General features: G+C 69.6%; 18 protein-coding genes. 3 read left to right on the forward strand and 15 right to left on the reverse strand.

Annotation, left to right across the window (positions count from 1 at the left end; translation table 11 throughout):
- The first annotated feature begins 22 nt into the window (after nt 1–22).
- A complete protein-coding gene (aroC, locus tag PAM7066_RS08895; RefSeq protein ID WP_085853804.1) occupies nt 23–1,126 on the forward strand; it encodes a chorismate synthase in 1,104 nt (367 codons plus the stop codon).
- A 6-nt stretch (nt 1,127–1,132) separates the two neighbouring features.
- Nucleotides 1,133–2,212 (forward strand): ABC transporter ATP-binding protein, encoded by a 1,080-nt coding sequence (locus tag PAM7066_RS08900; protein ID WP_085853805.1) that lies wholly within the window; start codon nt 1,133–1,135, stop codon nt 2,210–2,212.
- On the opposite strand, the gene PAM7066_RS08905 is transcribed toward PAM7066_RS08900, so the two are convergent.
- The 5 genes from PAM7066_RS08905 to PAM7066_RS08925 form a co-directional block, all read right to left on the reverse strand.
- Complete coding sequence (locus tag PAM7066_RS08905) at nt 2,156–3,844, reverse strand: ABC transporter permease (protein WP_085853806.1); 1,689 nt, start codon at nt 3,842–3,844, stop codon at nt 2,156–2,158. The two genes, PAM7066_RS08900 and PAM7066_RS08905, sit on opposite strands and share 57 nt — an antisense overlap.
- On the reverse strand, nt 3,844–4,836 hold the full coding sequence (locus tag PAM7066_RS08910) for an ABC transporter substrate-binding protein (protein WP_085853807.1): 993 nt from the start codon (nt 4,834–4,836) through the stop codon (nt 3,844–3,846). Before PAM7066_RS08910 ends, PAM7066_RS08905 begins: the two co-directional genes overlap by 1 nt.
- Nucleotides 4,837–4,905: 69 nt before the next feature.
- Nucleotides 4,906–5,943: a LacI family DNA-binding transcriptional regulator gene (locus tag PAM7066_RS08915; RefSeq protein WP_085853808.1), complete on the reverse strand. Its 1,038-nt coding sequence runs from the start codon at nt 5,941–5,943 to the stop codon at nt 4,906–4,908.
- A 54-nt stretch (nt 5,944–5,997) separates the two neighbouring features.
- A complete protein-coding gene (locus PAM7066_RS08920; RefSeq protein WP_139214976.1) occupies nt 5,998–7,611 on the reverse strand; it encodes a peptidoglycan-binding domain-containing protein in 1,614 nt (537 codons plus the stop codon).
- A gap of 149 nt (nt 7,612–7,760) precedes the next feature.
- Nucleotides 7,761–8,177 carry a hypothetical protein gene (locus PAM7066_RS08925; protein WP_139214977.1) on the reverse strand — a complete coding sequence of 139 codons (417 nt, stop codon included), beginning with the start codon at nt 8,175–8,177 and terminating at the stop codon, nt 7,761–7,763.
- A gap of 315 nt (nt 8,178–8,492) precedes the next feature.
- On the opposite strand from PAM7066_RS08925, the gene PAM7066_RS08930 reads away from it, so the two are divergent.
- A complete protein-coding gene (locus tag PAM7066_RS08930) occupies nt 8,493–9,128 on the forward strand; it encodes a histidine phosphatase family protein (RefSeq protein ID WP_085853811.1) in 636 nt (211 codons plus the stop codon).
- A 4-nt stretch (nt 9,129–9,132) separates the two neighbouring features.
- Here PAM7066_RS08930 and PAM7066_RS08935 read toward each other — a convergent pair whose 3' ends face one another.
- The 10 genes from PAM7066_RS08935 to purH form a co-directional block, all read right to left on the reverse strand.
- Nucleotides 9,133–9,696 (reverse strand): DUF3833 family protein, encoded by a 564-nt coding sequence (locus tag PAM7066_RS08935; RefSeq protein ID WP_085853812.1) that lies wholly within the window; start codon nt 9,694–9,696, stop codon nt 9,133–9,135.
- Nucleotides 9,697–9,832: 136 nt separating this feature from the next.
- Nucleotides 9,833–11,011, reverse strand: coding sequence for a DNA recombination protein RmuC (locus PAM7066_RS08940; protein WP_085853813.1), 1,179 nt, complete (start codon nt 11,009–11,011; stop codon nt 9,833–9,835).
- Nucleotides 11,008–12,837 (reverse strand): DNA mismatch repair endonuclease MutL, encoded by a 1,830-nt coding sequence (mutL, locus tag PAM7066_RS08945; RefSeq protein ID WP_085853814.1) that lies wholly within the window; start codon nt 12,835–12,837, stop codon nt 11,008–11,010. The genes PAM7066_RS08940 and mutL overlap by 4 nt, the downstream gene beginning before the upstream one ends.
- A 78-nt stretch (nt 12,838–12,915) precedes the next feature.
- Nucleotides 12,916–14,223 (reverse strand): M16 family metallopeptidase, encoded by a 1,308-nt coding sequence (locus PAM7066_RS08950; RefSeq protein WP_085853815.1) that lies wholly within the window; start codon nt 14,221–14,223, stop codon nt 12,916–12,918.
- Nucleotides 14,220–15,596 (reverse strand): M16 family metallopeptidase, encoded by a 1,377-nt coding sequence (locus PAM7066_RS08955; RefSeq protein ID WP_085853816.1) that lies wholly within the window; start codon nt 15,594–15,596, stop codon nt 14,220–14,222. The genes PAM7066_RS08950 and PAM7066_RS08955 overlap by 4 nt, the downstream gene beginning before the upstream one ends.
- Nucleotides 15,597–15,682: 86 nt before the next feature.
- The gene (locus PAM7066_RS08960; protein WP_085853817.1) at nt 15,683–16,603 is read right to left on the reverse strand and encodes an HNH endonuclease; all 921 of its coding nucleotides are present in this window, start codon (nt 16,601–16,603) and stop codon (nt 15,683–15,685) included.
- Between the two features lie 18 nt (nt 16,604–16,621).
- A complete protein-coding gene (locus tag PAM7066_RS08965; protein WP_085853818.1) occupies nt 16,622–17,131 on the reverse strand; it encodes a DUF3035 domain-containing protein in 510 nt (169 codons plus the stop codon).
- Between the two features lie 53 nt (nt 17,132–17,184).
- Nucleotides 17,185–17,655: a signal peptidase II gene (lspA, locus tag PAM7066_RS08970; RefSeq protein WP_085853819.1), complete on the reverse strand. Its 471-nt coding sequence runs from the start codon at nt 17,653–17,655 to the stop codon at nt 17,185–17,187.
- Entirely contained in the window at nt 17,652–18,794 is a 1,143-nt protein-coding gene (locus PAM7066_RS08975) for a serine hydrolase (RefSeq protein ID WP_085853820.1), read from the reverse strand. The genes lspA and PAM7066_RS08975 overlap by 4 nt, the downstream gene beginning before the upstream one ends.
- Nucleotides 18,794–20,377 carry a bifunctional phosphoribosylaminoimidazolecarboxamide formyltransferase/IMP cyclohydrolase gene (gene purH / locus PAM7066_RS08980; RefSeq protein WP_085853821.1) on the reverse strand — a complete coding sequence of 528 codons (1,584 nt, stop codon included), beginning with the start codon at nt 20,375–20,377 and terminating at the stop codon, nt 18,794–18,796. The genes PAM7066_RS08975 and purH overlap by 1 nt, the downstream gene beginning before the upstream one ends.
- Nucleotides 20,378–20,391: the final 14 nt, after the last annotated feature.

Genomic DNA, 20,391 nt, shown 5'->3' on the forward strand with positions numbered 1-20,391 from the left:
AGCCAACCACGGGAGAGCCTTGATGAGCCTGAACACCTACGGCCACCTGTTCCGCGTCACCACCTGGGGCGAAAGCCACGGGCCGGCCCTTGGCGCTACGGTCGACGGCTGCCCCCCGGGGGTGCCGCTCGCGCCCGAAGACATCCAGGTCTGGCTCGACAAGCGCAAGCCGGGACAGAACAAGTACACCACCCAGCGCCGCGAGGCCGACGAGGTCGAGATCCTGTCGGGCGTCTACGAGGGGCAGACCACCGGCACCCCGATCCAGCTGATGATCCGCAACACCGACCAGCGGTCGAAGGATTACGGCGACATCGCCGAGAAATTCCGCCCCGGCCATGCCGACATCACCTACTGGCAGAAATACGGCATCCGCGACCCGCGCGGCGGCGGTCGCTCCAGCGCGCGCGAGACTGCGGCGCGCGTGGCCGCCGGCGGCGTCGCGCGGGCGGCTTTGGCACAACTTGCGCCGGGGATGCAGGTGCAGGGCTACATGGTGCAGATGGGGCCGCATCGTGCCGACCCCTCGCGGTTCGACTGGGCGGAAGTCGAGCGCAACCCGTTCTGGACGCCTGACGCGCAGGCGGCCGAGACCTGGGCCGACTACCTCGACGAGTTGCGCAAGTCCGGCGACAGCGTGGGCGCGGTGATCGAGTGCCGGATCTCGGGTGCCGCTGCAGGGCTGGGCGCGCCGATCTATGGCAAGCTCGACACGGATCTGGCCGCCGCGATGATGTCGATCAACGCGGTGAAGGGGGTCGAGATCGGTGAGGGCATGGGTGCCGCCGCCCTGACCGGCAGCGAGAACGCGGACGAGATCAGCATGGGTCCGGACGGGCCGGTCTATGGCTCGAACCACGCCGGCGGCATCCTCGGCGGCATCTCGACCGGGCAGGACATCGTGGTCCGCTTCGCGGTCAAGCCGACCTCGTCGATCATGACGACCCGGCAGACGATCACCAAGGCGGGCGAGCCGGCCGAGATCGTGACCAAGGGCCGCCACGACCCCTGTGTCGGCATCCGCGCCGTCCCGGTGGCCGAAGCGATGGCGGCGGCGGTGATGCTCGACCACCTGCTTTTGCACCGCGGTCAGGTCGGCGACGGGCCTCGCGGTCGGATCGGGTAAGGGTAGATGGCTGTAGGACTATCCGCGATCCGCAAGCGGTTCGGCAGCCATTTCGCCGTCGACGGCATCTCGGCGAACATCACCGAGGGAGAGTTCTTCGTGGTCCTCGGCCCCTCGGGCTGCGGAAAATCGACGCTCCTGCGCATGATCGCCGGGCTTGAGCATCTCGACGGCGGAGAGATCACGCTCAGCGGCCGCACAGTCTCGGGCCCCGGGCTACATGTCCCGCCTGAACGCCGCGATGTCGGGGTCGTGTTCCAGTCCTACGCGCTGTGGCCGCACATGGATGTCGGCGGCAACGTGGCCTTCCCGCTGGAGAGCGCGGGCAAGAGCCGCCGCGCTGCGCGGGCCGAGGCCGAGACGCACCTGAAGACCGTGGACCTGATGCCGTTCCGCGACCGGCGACCGGCCGAGCTGTCGGGCGGCCAGCGCCAGCGCGTCGCCTTGGCGCGGTGCCTTGCCGGCGGTGCGCACACGGTGCTGATGGACGAGCCGCTGGCCAATCTCGACCCGCATCTGCGCTCCACGATGGAGGAGGAGATTGCCGCCTTCCACCACCGCGCCGGCGCGACGACGATCTACATCACCCACGACCAGCGCGAGGCGATGGCGCTGGCGACCCGCGTCGCCGTGATGGCGCGCGGGCAGTTCCAGCAGGTCGCGGCGCCGCAGGACCTCTACGAGCGTCCCGCCACCGCCGAGGTCGCCCGGTTCATCGGGCGCTCCGCCATCCTGAGCGCGACGCTTCAGGACGGGTGCGCCGCGATCGCCGGTCAACAGGTCCCCGTTACGCAGCAGGGTTCGGGCGCATGCGCCGTGTCGGTCGTCATCCGGCCGGGCGATGTGCGGCTGGGCGCTGGCGCGCTCACCGCTCGGCTCGACCGGGTGTTCTATCGCGGTGGCGTGTGGGAGGGCAGAGCCCATGTGTCGGGGCTGGAGCAGGGGCTTCCGGTGTCGAGCCCCCGGCCCCTGCGCAACGGCGAGACCGTCCCGCTGGAGATCGCAAGCGGCTGGGTCCTGCCTGCCTCGTCAGATGCGCCAGGGCACGACGCCGGGCGGCAGGCGCCGGCCGAAGCGGTCGAGTAGCGCCATCAGCACCACCGTCGCCGCCACCGTCACCGTCGACATGGCGGCGGCGAGCGTGGTGTAGCCGCCATCCTCGTAGTTGAATATCGTGGTCCCGATGGTCTCGTTCCCGCGGCTCCAGAGAAGGGCCGAGACGGTGACCTCGTTATAGGCCGTCAGGAACACCAGGATCGCTCCAGACGCGGCGGCAGGCGCGACCAGCGGCAGGTGGATGCGCCGCATCCGCCGCCCGAACCCAGCCCCCGACACCCGCGCCGCGTCGTCCAGCGCCGGGTCGAGTTGCCCCGCGGCCGCCGCGACAGGCTTCAGCCCGATGGCAAAATAGGCGGTCAGGTAGGCCAGCAGGATCAGCGCCAGCGTGTTGTAGAGCGACAGCCCCGTCCCCGGCAGCGGCCGGATGTAGACGAGGATGAACGCGACCGAGATGACGAGGCCGGGGATGGCGTAGCTGACCTCGGCCAGTGTCGCGACCGAGCTGCCCGTCGTGCGGGCGAGCCGCCATTGCCGCCCGCCGAAATAGGTCACCACGGCCGCCAGCGCGGCAAGGATCAGCGCAGCGGCCCCGGCGATCAGCGTCGAGTTGACGAAGGCGCGCGAGGGGGCGCTCTGGCGGAAGAGGACCTCGGCGAAATGGGCGAAGGTCATGGTCTCGAAGGTCAGGGGCACGCCGTAGGTCGGCACCAGCGCGGTGGCGACGAGCGAGGCCAAGGGCAGCGCCAGCACGGTCGCGATGAAGAGCGCCAGCGCCCCCTCCCACAGCGGACGTGCGCGGCCGAGGTCGATGCGCAGCGCCGGCTGGGGCGGGCCGATCAGGCCGGCCCGCATGACCCGCTGCAGCCAGGATTGCAGCGCCACGGCAAGGATCGCGACGACCGCCAGCAGCATCGACAGCACGGCCACATCCGCCAGCACGCTCGGCCCGTAGCCCGCAAGACGGCGCCAGATCAGGACCGGGAGCGTGATGAACCGTCCCGGGATACCCAGAAGCGCGGGGATGCCGAAATTGCCCAGCGACGAGACGAAGGCCAGCGCGTAGGCCGCCACCAGCGACGGCGCCAGAAGCGGAAGCAGCACCCGGCGCAGCAGGCGCACCGGCCCTGCCCCGGCGATGCGCGCGGCCTCGGAGACCTCGCGGGGCAGGCCGCGCAGGGCCGCAAGCACCACGAGGAACACCAGAGGCGTGTGCTGGATCGTCAGCAGCAGAATCACGCCTTCGCGCGAGTAAAGCGGATGCGCTGCGCCGATGGGCGGCGCGAGGCCGAGCCAGCCCAGAACGGGGCTCGACGGGCCCAGAGCCTGGATCCACGAGATCGCCGTCACATGGGGCGGGATCATCATCGGCAGCAGCAGAAGGAAGACGAAGACGCCCTTGGCGCGCAGGTTCGTCAGCCCGATGACGAAGGCCAGCACGGTCCCGAGGATCAGCGCGCCCGTCGCCGACACCGCCGCGCTGTCGAGGCTGTTCCACAGCGCCCGGCGGGTGGCGGGCGAGGCCAGCGCCTCGGCCACGGGGCCGGGACCACGCGAGAGGCCGGTCCAGAAAAGCCGTCCGAGCGGCAGCAGGAACAGGCCCGCTGCCGCGATGGCAAGGGCGGCGAGGGTCGCCCGCTCGCCGCCGCTTCGTGTCCGCATCAGCCGCCGAACATCTCGGTAAAGCGCTGACGGTAGGTGTCGGCGTTCTCGAGCGCATTGGCCGGGTCGAAGTCGATCACGGTGATCTCCGAGCGGTCGGGGAAGTAGTCGGGGGCCGCGACGCCGGGATGGGCGGGCAGGTAGCCCTGCTCGGCCGCGAGTTCCTGGCCACGCTCGGACAGGAGGAAGTCGACGAAAGCCTTCGCGGCCTCGACATTCTCGGCGGTTTTCAGGATCGCGACCGGCTCGGTCACCGCCGAGACGCCCTCTTCGGGGAACACGAAGCCGACCGGCGCACCGTCCTGGATGTTGCGCAGCGCCAGGAAGTCCACGACGAAGCCGTAAAGCGACTGCCCCCCCGCGACCGCCTGGTAGACACCGCCATTGCCGCCCTGCGCGATCGCGCCCTGGTCGGCGAGGCCTTGGTAGAAATCCCAGCCGAGGCTGTCGATGCCGGTCAGCGAGACCATGTGGATCGTCGCGGCGCCCGATTCCAGCGGCGAGGGCATGGTGATGTTGTTCTCGGCATCGGGCTTCAGCAGGTCGGCGTAGGAGGTCGGGACCATCTCGGCCGCGGTGTTGTAGACGATGCCGGTGGTGATGAGCTTGGTCGAGAAGTAGTGCCCCTCGGGGTCCATCAGCCCGTCGTCATAGGCCGAGGTGTCGGCCTCGGTGTAGGGCATCAGGCGGTCTTCCTGCTCGAGACTTTCCATTGTCACCGTGTCGGCGATCAGCAGCACGTCGGGCTGGGGCTGACCGGCCTCGAACTCGGCCCGGAGGCGCGCCATCATCTGGGTGGTGCCGTCGCGGACCCACTCGACCTCGACATTCGGGTAGACCTCGTTGAAAGCCTCGACCGTCTGCTGCGCGTCCTGGTCGGGCTGCGACGTGTAGATGACCAAGGGGCCAGTGACGTCTTCCGGGTTGCCTTGGGCAAAGGCAGGACTGGCGACAACGGCCGAGACAAGGGCGATGCTGTGGGCGAACTTCATTGCGGACTCCGGATGTTGACTGCGGTGGTCGCCTAACAACCCCATGTGACAGTTACGCGACTGGCGACCCTAGGGCTTGTAGCGACGCAGGGTGTCGCCATAGGAGATCTTCGGCTCGATCTCGATCCGGCGCGGCTCGGTCAGGGAGCCGTCGGCGCGGGCGGCGATGATCTTGGCGGCCTCGCGCCCGGTTTCGCGCCGGCCGGCATCCATGGTGGCGAGCTTCATCGCCAGCCCTTCGAGCAGCTCGGTCCCGTTGAAGCCCGCGAGCCCCAGCTTGCCGGGAATGTCTATGCCCTGTTCGAGGCACCACAAAAGCCCGCCAGCCCCGATCATGTCATTGGAATAGTAGAGGAAATCGAGGTCGTCGGTCCGCTGCATCAGGGTCTGCGTCATCTCGCGCCCCTTCTTCAGCGCCGAGCCGCCCTCGTAGAACTCCTGGTCCGCCACCTCGAGCCCGTGACGCGCCAGCGCCTCGGTGAAGCCCTCGAACCGCTTGCGGGCGCGGTGGTCCAGCGGCATCCGGGTGCCGAGGAAGCCGATCCGCTCGAACCCCTGCTTCAGGATCGCCTCGGCCATCATCCGCCCCGCCCGACGCTGGCTGATGCCGACGACGGAATCCACCGGCTCGCCGTCCACGTCCATGATCTCGACCACGGGCACGTCGGCGGCGCGCAGCATCCGGCGGCAGGCCTCGTTATGCTCGATCCCGGCAATGATGACCCCCGAGGGCCGCCACGAGAGCATCTCGTAGATCACCTTCTCTTCCCGCTCGGGGCGGTAGTTGGTGACGCCGACCACGGGTTGCAGATGCGTCTCGTCCAGCACCTCGGTGATGCCGCTGAGGACATCCGGAAACACCATGTTCGACAGGCTGGGGATGATGACCGACACGAGGTTCACCCGCGACGAGGCAAGCGCGCCGGCGATCTTGTTCGGGACGTAGCCAAGCTCGGCCGCGGCGGCGAGGACCTTCTCGCGCGTGGCCGGGCTGACGTCGCCGCGGTTGCGCAACACGCGGCTGACCGTCATCTCGCTGACGCCCGACGCCTCGGACACATCGCGCAGCGTCATCGGGCGGCGGGGCGGGATCGGGCGATCGGTCATCGGGCAGGCTCCGTTGGGTCTGCCCGACCGTGTAGCGCAGCGAAGGCGCCGTTGCTAGCGCAGGACATCGCGCAGGGTGTCGGCCAGCAGACGCACCGCCGTGATCTGGTTGACGTACCCCGTCTGCGGCAGACCCGCGTTCTGCTGGTAGCGGCGCAACGCCGAGCGAGTGCCGTTGTCGAACTCGCCGTCCACCGCGCCGGGCTCGAAGCCAAGCTGCGACAGCCGCATCTCGACCGCGCGCCGGGTGGCGGGGGTCAGGCCCAGCGCGGCCTCGGTCTGGGCGTCGGCGCTGACGTCCTGCTGCGGCGGCTGGGGTTGACCCTGCGGCTGCGGCTGCGGCTGGCCCTCGGACCGGGCGATGGCGGCGCGGGCGTCCGCGACGAACTCGCCATCGGGGAAGGCGGTGATGTAGCGCCGGTAGCCCTCGACACTGTTCTCGGCGCGCGTCGCCCGCCAGATCTGCCGCTCGCGTTCGGCCACGCCCCCGTCGGCGGCCTGCTCGTTGCGCAGCTCGGTCAACGCCCCGCGCGCCTCGGCGGCGTGGAACCCGCCGGGGAAGCGTTCGAGGTAGTTCTCAAGCTCGGCGGAGCTGCGATCCTGCCCCATGCCGGCCCAGAGCGCATCGTCCTCGGCGCGCTGCGCCTCGCGCCGCTGCGAACCCTGCCGGTCGAGGGTCGAGACCTGCTCCGCCGTCAGATAGCCGGTAATGGGAAAGCCCTGATCCTGCTGCCAGCCCCGGATGGCGCCGCGGGTGCCGGACCCGAAGATGCCATCGACCCCGCGGGTATCGAAGCCCAGCGCCGACAGGTCCTGCTGCACGCCCTGCCGCCCCTCGCGGCTGAGGTCGAGCGCCTCCTCGGCGGCAGCGGCACGCTCCTCGGGCGTCGCCTGCTCTCCGGCGATCCGCGCCTGCGCCTCGGCGGCGAACTGGCCGTTCGGGTAGCGGTCGAGATAGGCGGCATAGGCGGTCGCGTCGTCACGGCTGCGGGTCAGGCGCCAGTAGTCCGCCTCGGCGTCACTGGCACCGGGCGCGGCCTGCGGGCGGGTCGCCGCCGCCTCGGTGCGGAGGAAGGTGAAGCTCTCGGGCGAGAAGCCGCGCGCCTCGATCCCGTCACCCGCGCCGAGCCGGGCGCCGGGCTCGGCCAGCGTCTCTTCGACCAGGCGGGCGGCGCGCTCGGGCGAGGTGACGACCAGCGTGACGCCCTGCGGCAGGTCGATGTCGGGCAGCCCGCCAGCGGCCCCCAGGACAAGAAGCCCCCGCCCCGGCGTCTGCGTCAGCAGTTCGGCCAGGGCCGAGACCGGCAGACCCGCCGTCATTCCGTCGAGCACGCCGGTGCCTTCGGCCTCGGTCCCGAGGTAGAACACCTCGTCCCCCTGCGCCGCAAACCGGCCGACCAGGACGATCGCCTGCGCGTCCGCGTCGTCGGCGGAATCCGAATATCGGCGCACCGCCTCCAGCATTGCGGCACGGTCGGCATTTTCGACCGCGACCACCGAGACGCCCGCATCCGAAAGCGACTGCCCGGCATCGTCGATGCTGCGCGCAGCGTCGACGCCGTCGAGCGTATCGTACCGGTCGTTACCGATCAGCAGGGCGGATTCGGCGGCCAGCGACGGACCCGTCGCGGTAAGGCCAAGCGTCAGGGCAGTGAGAAGGACGCGCATGGGGGCTCCTTTAGTCGTCTGTTCCAGGGGACCGGTATCCGCCCGTCGCACGGGTCGGGACCGTCGGTCCATGTCGCCGCGACGTTATCGGATAACCGGCCCGAAAACAGCCCAATCGCGCAGGGAAATACCCGTGGACTCGCGCCTGATCAGTCGGGCAATGCGCCGGTATCGCTCTCGCTGACGGTGCCGGCCCCGGTGCCGTCGGAGACCGTGTTCTCGCAGATCGTGACGAGGGCCACGACCGTGGGCGAAAGGATGTTGCTCATCATGCCGTCGGTGGGCGTGCCGGCGCTTTCCGAGGGCGCCTCGGCATCGTCGGGCTCGGCTTCGGCGGTGTCCTCGCCTGTCGCATCGGTGTCGGACGGGGGCATCGCCGCGTCCATGCGCGCCGTGGTCAGCGCCGTCGCGTGCATCTCCTGGTCAGAGGCGGGCAGGTCGAGGAACGCTTCGCAGGTGATATCGGTCATCGCGTCGTTGCCGCCGGCGGTCTGTGCCGACAGCGCCGTCGGGGCCGCAAGGGACAGGATGGCGGCCGAAAGGGTGCCTAGGGAACTGGGTTTCACGATGATCCTCCACGAATTGAGGCGGGCCGGAGCGACCCGCATGAGGGGAAACCCTGCACCAACCGCGAAGGTTTCCGCGCAGGGGGCGGGACCGCGCCGGCCGGCGGTATGTCCGGCGCAGGGAACAGGCCGTGAAACGTGACGTGAGGCCTGATATCGCGACCGGATCCCCATCCCACCCGGGCGCGCACGCCTTCGGCGCTGCAGACGTTGCGGGTTGCGGTTCAGATGGCCTATCGCTGACACCCGCCCCCGCAGCATCTTGGCTTTCTCGCAACGTGGCGATACGCCCCGCTGCGATGCAAGGAGGACCCCATGGGTGAAATCGTCCTGGTCCGGCACGGGCAGGCCAACAGCCACGCCACCACCGAAGAAGATTACGACCGGCTCAGCCCGTTGGGGCACGATCAGGCGCGGTGGGTCGGCGACTGGATCGCCCGGCACGAGGCTCCCTTCGACACGGTGCTCTGCGGCACGCTGATCCGCCACGTCGAGACCGCCCAGGGCATGGGCGTGACGCCGGTGCAGGACCGCCGGCTGAACGAGATGGACTACTTCAACCTCGGTGCCGCTCTCGAAGCCGCGCACGGCGTTCCGATGCCTGCCTCGGACGGGTTCCCCGAACATGCACCCAAGGTGATGCGCGCCTGGCACGCGGCCGAGATTCAGGGCGACGAGAGCTTCTCGTCGTTCGAGTCGCGGATCACCAGCGTTCTGGAGGAGGCGGCCGAGCCGGGCCGCCGGGTGCTGTGCGTCACCTCGGGCGGCGTGATCGGGATGGCGCTGCGCCACGTTCTGGGCCTCGACGCCGAGCGGCTGGCCCATGTGCTGCTGCCGATCCTGAACACCTCGATCCACCGCTTTCACATACGGCCGCAGGGGATGCTGCTGTCGCAGTACAACGCCGTGCCACACCTGGACGCGCGCCCCGACGCGCGAACGCATTACTGAGGGATCAAGCGGGATCCTTCTTGCGGATGGTGGCCACCAGCTCGGCCGCGAGAAGGCCGCCCTTGCGGAACTGGCTTCGGTTCAGGATCGTCCCCGACTCGGTCAGGTACATCCAGTCCGTCACCCGCAGCGTATGGCCGCCGGCATCCTGAGGCAGGACGATGGTGTAAAGAAGCTGCAGCGTCGGGCCCGTCACCTGCCCGCGCCCGCGACCAAGCGTGTCATTGGCCTCGGCGACGACGCGCCCGTTCTCGCCCAGCGTCAGATGCCAGCTGCGCGTCTGCCTTGCGCCCCCGTCGAACCGGAAATCCACATCCACGACGCCATGATCGCCCTCCCAGCGGCCGATCATGGTCGCCCGGAAGCGAGAGGCCATGCGGCCGGTCGGGCCGAAGATCGCGCCTTCGCAGATGCACTCACCCGCAAGATGCTGCCGCAGGTCCAGGTCAGGCGCGAGGCCGAGATATTCCGACGGGCGCTGGCCGCGGAACGACAGGAACCGGCTGCGGACGAAAACCACGGCCGCCGCGATCGCCAGAACCACTGTGAGATACACAAAGACTTCCATTCCGCTCCGTTCGCCGCGCCGGGCCGGGCCGTCGGCCCTGTCGGTGGGCATCCACGGATCAACCGCAGGCTTCGGGAATGCGTTCCGATGGGTGCGGAGGTTTCGGTCGGTCTTGCGGTGCTCCGCCGGCGCGGGGTCACTCCCCCGGCAGGGCGGTGCGCTCTTCGGGTTCGAAATCGAAGTCGTGCAGGCGGCCGGCGCGGGTGCCGGCCTTCTCGGCCGAAATCCGGATCTGCTCGACGTCGCGGCGGGCCTGCTCGAAATGCCGGTCGAGATTGGCGACCCGATCGGACAGCCGCTCGACGTCGCCGTGGAGCAGCCCAAGCTCGGTCCGGATCGCGCCGGCCTGCTCGCGCATCCGGGCGTCCTTCAGGATCGCACGCATGGTGTTGAGCGTGGCCATGCAGGTGGTGGGCGACACGATCCAGACGCGGGCAGCGAATCCCTCGCGGACGATGGCGGGCAGGCGGGCATGAAGCTCGGCATAGACCGCCTCGGAGGGCAGGAACATCATCGCTCCGTCGGCGGTGTCGCCCGGCGTGATGTACTTGTCCGAGATGTCGCGGATATGCTTGCGGACCGAGTGGCCGAAGGCGGCGAGCGCGCGCTTCTTCTGCTCGCGATCCTCGGCGGCGACGTAATGCTCGTATGCCTCCAGCGGGAATTTGGCGTCGATGGCGATGGGGCCGGGCGGGTTCGGCAGGTGGACCAGGCAATCGGCGCGGGTGCCATTCGGCATCTTCGCCTGCCACGAGTAGCTGTCGGCGGGCAGCGCCTTCGAGACGATGTCGTGGAGCTGGATCTCGCCAAAGGCCCCGCGGCTTTGCTTGTTCGACAGGATGTCCTGTAGCGACAGCACATCCCCCGACAGCTTCTGGATGTTGTCCTGCGCCTTGTCGATCGCCGCCAGTCGTTCTTGCAGCTTGGTCAGGGATGCGCCGGTCTTTTCGGTCTGACCGTGCAGCACCTCCTGCATCTTTTCGTGCATCTCGCCGATGGAGCGTTGCTGGCGCAGGGTAGTTTCCGCCAGCCGCTCGGCCATCTGGCGCTGGACTTCGGCCAGCCGCGCCTCGACGGTCTGGAGGACGTGCATCTGGGTCTGCGCCGCGGTCTCGCTGACCGTCTGGAGCGAGCCTGCCAACTGCGTCTGGCCGTGGTTCAGGCGCCGCAGGTCGCCCGCCAAAGCCTCGGTCGAGCGGGCCGAGCGTGCGGCGCGGATGCTGGCGAGGATCAGGAGGAGGACAGCGAAGAGCCCGAGGATCGCGCCGCCGAGCAGCAGCGGATCGGCCAGAAGGCGGTCGAGCGTCGGGCTCATGTCCGGCCGAACAGCCGCTCGATGTCGGACAGCGCGAGTTCGACATAGGTGGGCCGCCCGTGGTTGCACTGGCCGGAATGGGGGGTCGCCTCCATCTCGCGCAGCAGGGCGTTCATCTCTTCGGCGCGCATCCGGCGGCCCGAGCGGATCGAGCCGTGGCAGGCCATGCGCGACAGCACCGCCTCGACCTTGGCGGTGACCGAGAGGCTTTCGCCGAGGTCGTCCAGCTCGTCGAGGATGTCGCGCAGCATGGCCTCGGCGTTGACCTCGCCCAGGATCGCGGGGGTTTCGCGCACCGCAATCGCACCGCCACCGAACGCCTCGATCGTCAGGCCAGCGCGGGCGAGGTCGTCCGCGATCTCGAGCAGGCGGGCGGCGTCGGAATCGCTCAGCTCCACGATCTCGGGGATCAGGAGGGCCTGCGCCGCGACGCCGTTCTCGGCCATCTGGCGCTTGAGCTTTTCATAGACGAGGCGCTCGTGGGCTGCGTGCTGGTCGACGATGACCATGCCGCGCTCGGTCTGGGCGATGATGTAGTTCTCGTGCACCTGCCCCCGTGCGGCCCCCAACGGGTGCTGTTCGGGCGGGGTCTCGTCCTCAACCACTTGGTCCACGCGAGCCGACACCTGCGGGCGGTCCCATTCGAAGGCGTTTTCGGCGAAGCCCGATTGGGGCCGCATGGGGCGCGGCTGGCTGGGCCGGTCCATCTGGTAGACGCGCGGCTCGGACGGTTCGGGGCGGAAGGCGCCCAGCGTCGCCTGCGCCACGGTGGTCGAGGCGCGGTGCCCGGCCTCGAGAAGCGCGTGTTTCAGGGCCGACACGATCAGGCCGCGCACCACGCCCGGCTCGCGAAAGCGCACCTCGGTCTTGGCGGGGTGGACGTTCTGGTCGACGCGGGTCGGGTCGAGTTCGACGAACAGCGCGGCGACGGGGTGGCGGTCTCGGCTGAGGAAGTCCTGGTAGGCGCCGCGCAGCGCGCCGTAGAGCAGCTTGTCCCGCACCGGGCGGCCGTTGACGAACAGATACTGATGCGTCGCCGCCCCGCGCGAGAAGGTCGGGAGGGCTGCGTAGCCGGTCAGCGCCACGTCCTCGCGCGTGGCCTCGACGCGCAGGGCGTTGTCGGCAAAATCCCGGCCGATCACGCGGGCGAGCCGGTCGTGGAGCGCGTCGAACAGGTCGCCCGAGCCCGGCTCGGCACGGAAGACCTCGCGCCCCTCACCGCCGCCGGACACGTCCGTCAGGCAGAAGCCGATGAAGGGTTCGGCCATCGCAAGCCGCTTGACCACATCGCCGATGGCCTGCGCCTCGGCCCGGTCCGAGCGCAGGAATTTCAATCGGGCGGGCGTGGCGTAGAACAGGTCGCGCAGCTCGACCACGGTGCCTTTCGACAGTGCGGCGGGCTTCACCTTGTCCGCGCGCCCGCCCGAGACGCTCAGGCAAGCCCCCTCACCGCCCACGACGCGCGAGGTCAGCGTCAGGCGCCCCACGGCGGCGAGCGAGGGCAGCGCCTCGCCCCGAAAGCCGAAGGAGTGGATGTTCAGCAGGTCGTCGCCGTCGATTTTGGACGTGGCGTGGCGGTTCAGCGCCAGCGGCAGATCCTCCGGTGACATTCCGCAGCCGTCGTCGGTGACGCGGATCAGGGTCTTGCCGCCCTCGGCAAAGTCGATGCGGATGCGCGTGGCGCCGGCGTCGATGGCGTTCTCGACCAGCTCCTTCACCGCCGAGGCCGGGCGCTCGACAACCTCGCCCGCGGCGATCCGGTTGATGGCCGATTCGTCGAGCTGCCGTATGACAGGGCGGGATATGTTGCGGTCGTGGGCGGTCATGCCACAAACGCTAGCACGGCCGCCCGTGCCGGGAAATGTGGAAATCTCGGGGCCGGGCAGTTTCCCCCGGCCCCCGGTTCAGTCGGCGTCGATGCCTTCGGGCTGGCCGACGATGACGAAGGACAGGTCGTCGGGGCGGTAGATTCGCTCGGCCACGCGGGTGATGTCGTCCAGCGTCACGGCCTCGATCAGGTCGTTGCGCGTGTCGATATATTCGGGCTCCAGCTCGTCCATCTGCATGCCGACGAGGATCGAGGCGATGTTGGCGTTGCCATCGAACCGCAGCGGGTAGGCGCCGGTCAGGTAGGTCTTGGTGTCGGCCAGCTCTTCCTCGGTCACGCCCTCGGCGATCCGACCCCACTGGCCGCGGACCACGTCCACCAGCTCCGCGGCCGTCGCGTTGGCCGAGTTCGCCTGCCCGCCGACCACTTCGGCATATTCCATCGGCGCGAGGTAGGTGCCGATCCCGTAGGTCAGGCCGCGCTGCACGCGAACCTCGTCCATCAGGCGGGATTCGAAGCCTGCGCCACCGAAGATCTGGTTGGCGACATAGGCGGGGAAGAAGTCGGGGTCGTCGCGCTCGATCCCTTCATGGCCGAAGAGGATCACCGATTGCGGGACGGGGTAGTCCACCACCTCTACCCCCGGCTCCAGGTTCCAGCCGGCATCGGCCGGCAGGGGCGCGTCGCTGGATTGCGGCAGGTCGCCCAGCAGGTCGTCCAGCAGCGTCCCCAACTCTTCGGGGGTGATGTCGCCCACGGCCGAGACGTAGAGGTGGTCCTTCACCAGCGTGTCACGATGCGCCTGTTCGATGTCGTCACGGGTCAGGGCGGTGACGCTTTCGGCCGTGCCCTCGACCGGGCTGCCATAGGGGTGGTCGCCAAATGCCAGCCGGTCGAAGGTCTCGCGTGCGATGGCGCCGGGATCGGTCGCGTCGCGGGCGATGATGGACAGGACCTGATCCTTGACGCGGGCGATGGCGTCCTCGGGGAAGGCAGGCTCGACGATGGAACGGCGGAGCAGGTCCACCGCCTCGTCGCGGTTCTCGGTCAGGAACTGGGCCGAGACGGACACCGCGTCGTCATGGGCGTCGTAGCCGAACCGGGCGGCCAGCTCGTCCCGCGCCGCGGCGAACCCCTGCGCGTCGAGATCGCCGGTGCCCTCTTCCAGCAGTCCCGCCATCAGGTTGACCGCCCCGCGCTTGCCGTCGCGGTCGGCTGCGGCGCCGGGAACGAAGCGGATCTCAAGCGCGGTGAAGGGGATCGAGTGTTCCTCGACCAGCCAGGCGTCGATGCCGCCGGGCGAGGTCACCTCCTGCACTTCGACGGCGGCGAGGGCGGGGCCGGCCAGAACCGCGAAGGCGGCGGCGAAGACGGTGCGGATCATTGAGTGACCTCCGTGGCGTCGGGAACGGTCGCGAGGGAGGCGGCATCCTGCGGCGCGTCCTCGGGCGCCTTGAGGTAGCCGGTCACGGCGCGGTTGCGGTCGAACACGTCGCGGGCGGCGGCCATGATGTCCTCGGCGGTGGTCCGGTCGAGGATGTCGGGCCAGGCTTCCACATCGTCCAGCGTCAGCCCCGTGGCAAGCGCCCGCCCGTAGCGGTTGGCAAGCGACTGGGGGCTGTCGGATTCGTAGATCAGGGCCGCGCCGAGCTCCGTCTTGATCCGGTCGAGCTGTTCGGGGTCGACGCCATCCTCGAGGAAATCGGCCAGCTCGCGGTCGAGCGCCGCCTCGGCCGCTTCCAGCGAGACGCCGGGCGCCGGGACCATCACCAGCCCGAAGGTCGTGTCGTCATAGGACGTGCCGCTGTAGAAGGCGCTCGTGTAAAGCGCCTCGCCCGTGCCGAATTGCAGGCGCGAGTTCAGTTCCGAGGTCTGGCCCGATCCGAGCACCTCGGCCAGCAGGGTCAGCGCGGCGGCCTCTTCCTGCGCGCCGGTCTCACGCTCGGGGGCGAGGTAGGTGCGGATCACGTAGGGCTGGGCCACGCGCGGATCCTCGTAGGTGATGCGCCGTTCGGCCAGCTGCGGGGGCTCCTGCGGGCGTACGCGCTCGGGCAGGTTCTCGGTCGGATCGAGCGGGCCGTAATGCTCCTTGGCCAGTTCGCGGACGTGCTCGGGGTCGACATCACCGGCGACGACGAGGATCGCGTTGTTCGGGGCGTAGTAGCGCTCGTAGAAAGAGGTGGCGTCCTCGAGTTCCAGGCTCTCGACCTCGTGCATCCAGCCGATGATGGGGCGGCCATAGGGGTGGTTCAGGTACTGCGCCGCGTCCCGCTGCTCGGAGAACAGCGCGCCGGGGTCGTTCTCGATCCGCTGGTTTCGCTCTTCCTGCACGACGCGCAGCTCCGTCGCGATGTCGCGGTCGTCGAGCTGGAGGTCGCGCATCCGGTCGGCCTCCATCTCCATCATCAGGTCGAGGCGGTCGGAGGCCACGCGCTGGAAATAGGCGGTGTAGTCGTAGCTGGTGAAGGCGTTGTCGGTGCCGCCCTGCTGCGCGACGGTGCGGCTGAACTCGCCCGGCTCCAGCTCGTCGGTGCCCTTGAACATCAGATGTTCGAGGTAGTGGGCGATGCCCGAGACGCCGGGTTCTTCATCGGCGGCGCCGACCTTGTACCAGACCATATGGACGACGACCGGGGCGCGGTGATCCTCGATCACAACGACATCGAGGCCGTTGTCCAGCGTGAAGCTGGTGACCTCGGCAGCCTGGGCGGCAACCGCCGAGGCAAGGAACGCGACGGGAGCAAAGAGGCGCAGCATGTAGAACCTCGCGGTTTGGGTTTCTCCCTAGGTATTGCCGCCGGGGTCCGGGGCAAACCCGGGGCTACGAGGTCGTGATATGGGCGTCAGTCCCATGGGGCCGAGCCATCCGGGGTCCACTGACCGAAGACATTCTCGCGATGCCACTTGAGGTATGCCGGGTGCGGCGCGTCACGCGGATCGCCGGGCGTATGCAAGCGGTTGTCGGCGTTGATCAGCCGCGACACGACATCCCCCGGCACCTTGTTGCGCGACACGAGGATCGTCGCGTCCTCGGCCACGGAGACGAGCCCGCGGTCGAACATCCAGTGCAGCGTGCCCGACAGCGCAAGACCGTTGCGAACCGAATCGCTGCCGCCGTCTGCCACGGGGCGGATATGGGCTGCCTGCACCTCGGGTCGCCCGCCCCCGTTGCGAAGCCGCAGCCCCGACATGGCGCAGCGATAGTCGTAGGCCGCGCGCACCTTCCGGCGGAATGCGACATCGCGATAGGCGCGCCGTGTCAGGCGCTCGATCACCGGGCGCTCGAACACGGCGGGCGCGTCGGCGAAACCGGGCTGGACGGGATCGTAGCGGGTCGCCTCGTCGCGTTCGAGGTCCGGCGGAAGGCCCAGGTTCACGATCCGTGCGAACTCGGCCTCGGGCAGACGCCGGACGGCGCTTTGTAGCGCGCCGCCGGCCTTCGGCGTTCCATCCACGTGGCCGAGCGCACTTTCCAAGGGACGGCCGTGGATCAGGCGCGGGACCGTCGCATCGAATTCCAGGAAGGATTCCGGCTCGACGAGGGCAAGGAAACGACCCTCTGCCGCCGGGTTCGGGATGACTTGTCGTATCTTGGCCACCGCAAAGTAGCCCTTCGGACCGGCCTTCACTGGCTCGTAGTAGATCGCCCAGTCGCCGACGCCGTCGGACACCGCCTTCAGGTAGGCCTTCGGGAAGTCATACTGCGCCTCGGGCACGTCGCCATAGATCGAGTCGGCTCTGTGAAGCAGGACGAGCTTGACCATGCGAACGTGCCGCCCGCTCTAGTCTTCCGGCGGTGCGGAGGGCGTGCGGACGCCCAGCTGGCGCAGGCGCTCCAGCTCCTGGTACTGGTCGAGCGACTGGTTCGAGTAGGCCGAATAGTAGGTCGTCGTCCCGAACATCCGTTCGAGCAGGCGGCCGGGTCTACCGTCGCGGAAGGCCTGGTCCTGCGCAGCGAGCTGGGCGCGAATGTCGCCATCGACCCCGAACCGGCCCGCGTACTGGATCAGCGCGGGTCCCTGAACCGGCCCGGCCAGCGCGGCGGCGTTGCCGCCGAGTGCGGCGATCGCGTCGGCCTCGGGCGTCTGGTCGGTGCGGTTGGTCCCGCCCGGCGTCGGCGGCGGAAGCTGCGACAGGCTCTGCGGCTGCTGCAGCGGCTTGTTCGGCACGATGCCGAACTCATCCGGCCCATTGCCGCTGCTCCTGGGGCGGATGAGGTCGGGTTCGCCCGCCCCGCACCCCGCCAGAGCGGCGACCAGCGCCAGTGTCACGATGCGCAGCGTGGTGGTCATCTTGCGTCTCCCGTCCCCTTGGGTCCGTGCCATATCCTATGCGTCCGCGCGCGTCACGCCGTCTTCGACCGGCCGGTGAACAGGATCAAACCCACCGCGCCCACGAAGATTGCGATATCGGCCACGTTGAAGCTGTAGGGGTTGTCGATCCCGCAGCAGCTCATGTTCAGAAAATCCGCCACGGCCCCGTAGATCAACCGGTCGAGCACGTTGCCCAATGCTCCGCCGACCAGCACCCCGCCCGAGATCATGCCCCACCGGCCCGGCTTTTCGCGGCGCAGCCAGAACACCACCCAGGCCGAGATGGCGAGGGCGACGGCGACGAGGATCCAGCGGGTGACGTCGCCGTCGCCGGCGAAGACGCCGAAATTCACCCCGCGGTTCCAGGCCATGCGGAAGGTCACGAAAGGTGGCAGCACCTCGATCACTCCGCGCGTGGACAGGCCCAGAAGCTGGACGACGATCACCTTGGTCAGTTGATCGAGGACGAACACGATTGCCGCGCTGAGCCACAGAAGCCTCATTCGCCCGCCTCCCGTGCTGCGGCGAGAAGCGCGCGGAACGCGCCGACGATCTCTGCCGGCGGCGCCGTGCGCCCGTTCACCGTCAGAACGGCGCAGACGGGCGCCCGGCCGTCCCAGACCAGCGCGGTCAGGTTGTAGGTGTCGCCCAACTCGCCGCCCTTGTAGGCGATCTGCGCCCAGTCATCGGGCGGAACGGGGCCGGGATTGACCGACAGGATGTCTAGGTCGCCGACGTGCTCCATCAGGTCGCAGAGGGTGCGCGCCGGAAGCTGCCAGTCGGGGCCTTGGTCGCCAAGTGCGGCGGGGTCCGGAAGGTCGCGGGCCGCTTCGGCGGCGATCCGGGCCGCTTCGTCTGGATCGGCGGCGCGCCACGCGGCGGCTGCGTCGGGATCGGCCCGCAACGCGAAGACTTCGCGCGTGGTGAGCACACGGTCCTGACCCAGGGCTCTGGCCACCGCCTCGCGGCCCAGCGTGTCGATCAGCAGGTCCGTCGCGGTGTTGTCGCTTTCGGCGATCATCAGCGTCGCCGCGGTCTGCAGCGTCACCGGCGCGCCTTCGGGCCAGTCCTGCATGGCGCCCGAGGGCAGCGAGCGGTGGCGATCCTGCAGCCGCACCACGTCGGCCCAATCGCGCGCGCCGGACTCGATTTCGGCCCGCAGCGCCGCCAGCACGCCCAGCTTGTAGGCCGAGGCCACCGACAGCACGTCGTCGGCCCGGTGGGCGGCGAGCGTCTCGTCCCCGCGCGTCACCAGCCAGGCCACGTCGGCGCCCAGCTCGGTCAGCCCCTCGGTCACGTCGTCGATCGTCTCGGCCACGGGTTCGGGCGGCTCGAAGAACAGGGTGGCGATCCGCCCTTCGTCGTCCAGCGCGATGGACCCCCGGACGACCGCTTGCGTCCCCGTGACGGTGAACCGGCTGCCGTCGAGCGCGATGTCCTCGACCGTCCCGACCTGCGCGACCACGTCGTCCAGCACCCATGTCAGCGCGGCGGGCGGCACCTCCGCCCGGAAGGCGGGGGCGAGGCGGTCGGGCGCGATGTCCCTCTGGTCCAGAAGCCCGGACAGCACCGCCTCGGGGTCCTCTTGCGCGAGGGCCAGGGCGGGCAAGACCGCCAGGCAGAGGGTGAGGAGCCGTCGCATCAGTGCCGGAAGTGCCGCTGGCCGGTAAACACCATGGCAAGGCCTGCCTCGTCGGCCGCCTCGATCACCGCGTCGTCGCGGACCGAGCCGCCGGGCTGAATCACCGCCCGCGCGCCGGCACCGGCGGCCGCCAGAAGCCCGTCGGGGAAGGGGAAGAACGCGTCCGAGGCGACGACCGAGCCCACCGTCGGCGTCTCGGGCAGGTCCAGCGCCTCGGCCATGTCCTGCGCCTTGCGCGCGGCGATGCGGGTGGAGTCCACGCGGCTCATCTGCCCGGCGCCGACGCCCACCGTCGCTCCGCCCTTGGCATAGACGATGGCGTTCGACTTGACGTGCTTGGCGACGGTCCACGCGAAGAGCAGGTCCCTGAGCTGTTCGTCGGTCGGCGAAAGCTTGGTGACGACCTTCAGATCGGCCTCGGTCACCTGTCCGATGTCGCGGTCCTGCACGAGATATCCGCCCGAGACCTGCCGCCAGGTCAGCCCGGGCACGGCGGCGGCCAGCCCCTCGGTGGTCAGCAGGCGCAGGTTCTTCTTGGCTGCGAAGACCTCGCGCGCGGCATCGTTCGCGCCGGGGGCGATAACGACCTCGGTGAAGATGCCGGTGATGGCGCGGGCGGTCTCCTCGTCCAGCGGTCGGTTCAGCGCGACGATGCCCCCGAAGGCCGAGACACGGTCGCAATCATAGGCGCGCCCGTAGGCCTCGGCCAGCGTGCCGCCTTGGGCCACGCCGCATGGGTTGGCGTGCTTGACAATGACGCAGGTGGGGCCGGCATCGGCGAATTCCGAGACCAGCTCGAACGCCGCGTCGGTGTCGTTGATGTTGTTGTAGGACAGCTCCTTGCCCTGGTGCTGGGTCGCCGTGGCAACGCCGGGGCGGTTCGAGCCGTCGGTATAGAAGGCCGCCGACTGGTGCGGGTTCTCGCCGTAGCGCATGGTCTGCTTCAGCATGCCCGCCACGGCGCGCCGGCGGGGCGCCACGTCACCGATCGCCCCGGCCATCCACGACGACACCGCCGCGTCATAGGCCGCCGTGCGGGCATAGGCGCGCTGCGCCAGCGTCTGGCGGAAGGCGCGCGAGGTCTGGCCGCCGTTGTCGTCCAGCTCGACCAGCAGGGCGGCGTAGTCTTCGACGTCGACCATCACCGTGACGTAGTCGTGGTTCTTCGCACCCGCGCGGATCATGGCGGGGCCGCCGATATCAATGTTCTCGACCGCCTCGGCATAGTCCGCGCCGCGGGCCACGGTCGCCTCGAACGGGTAGAGGTTCACCACCAGGAGGTCGATCGCGCCGATGCCGTGATCCTCCATCGCCTGCGCGTGCGCGGGGTCGTCGCGCAGCGCCAGGAGGCCACCGTGGATCCTGGGGTGCAGGGTCTTGACCCGGCCGTCCATCATCTCGGGCGAGCCGGTGACCTCGCTGACGTCGCGCACCTCGATCCCCGCGTCGCGCAGCGCCTTGGCCGAGCCGCCGGTGGACAGGATCTCGACCCCGCGGCCGGCAAGGGCCTGGCCCAGTTCGATCAGGCCGGTCTTGTCCGACACGGACAGGAGGGCGCGTTTGAGGGGGACGAGTTCGGGCATGGGCACTCCGGCGC

The sequence above is a fragment of the Palleronia marisminoris genome, assembly GCF_900172315.1.
GTDB classification, from domain to species: domain Bacteria; phylum Pseudomonadota; class Alphaproteobacteria; order Rhodobacterales; family Rhodobacteraceae; genus Palleronia; species Palleronia marisminoris.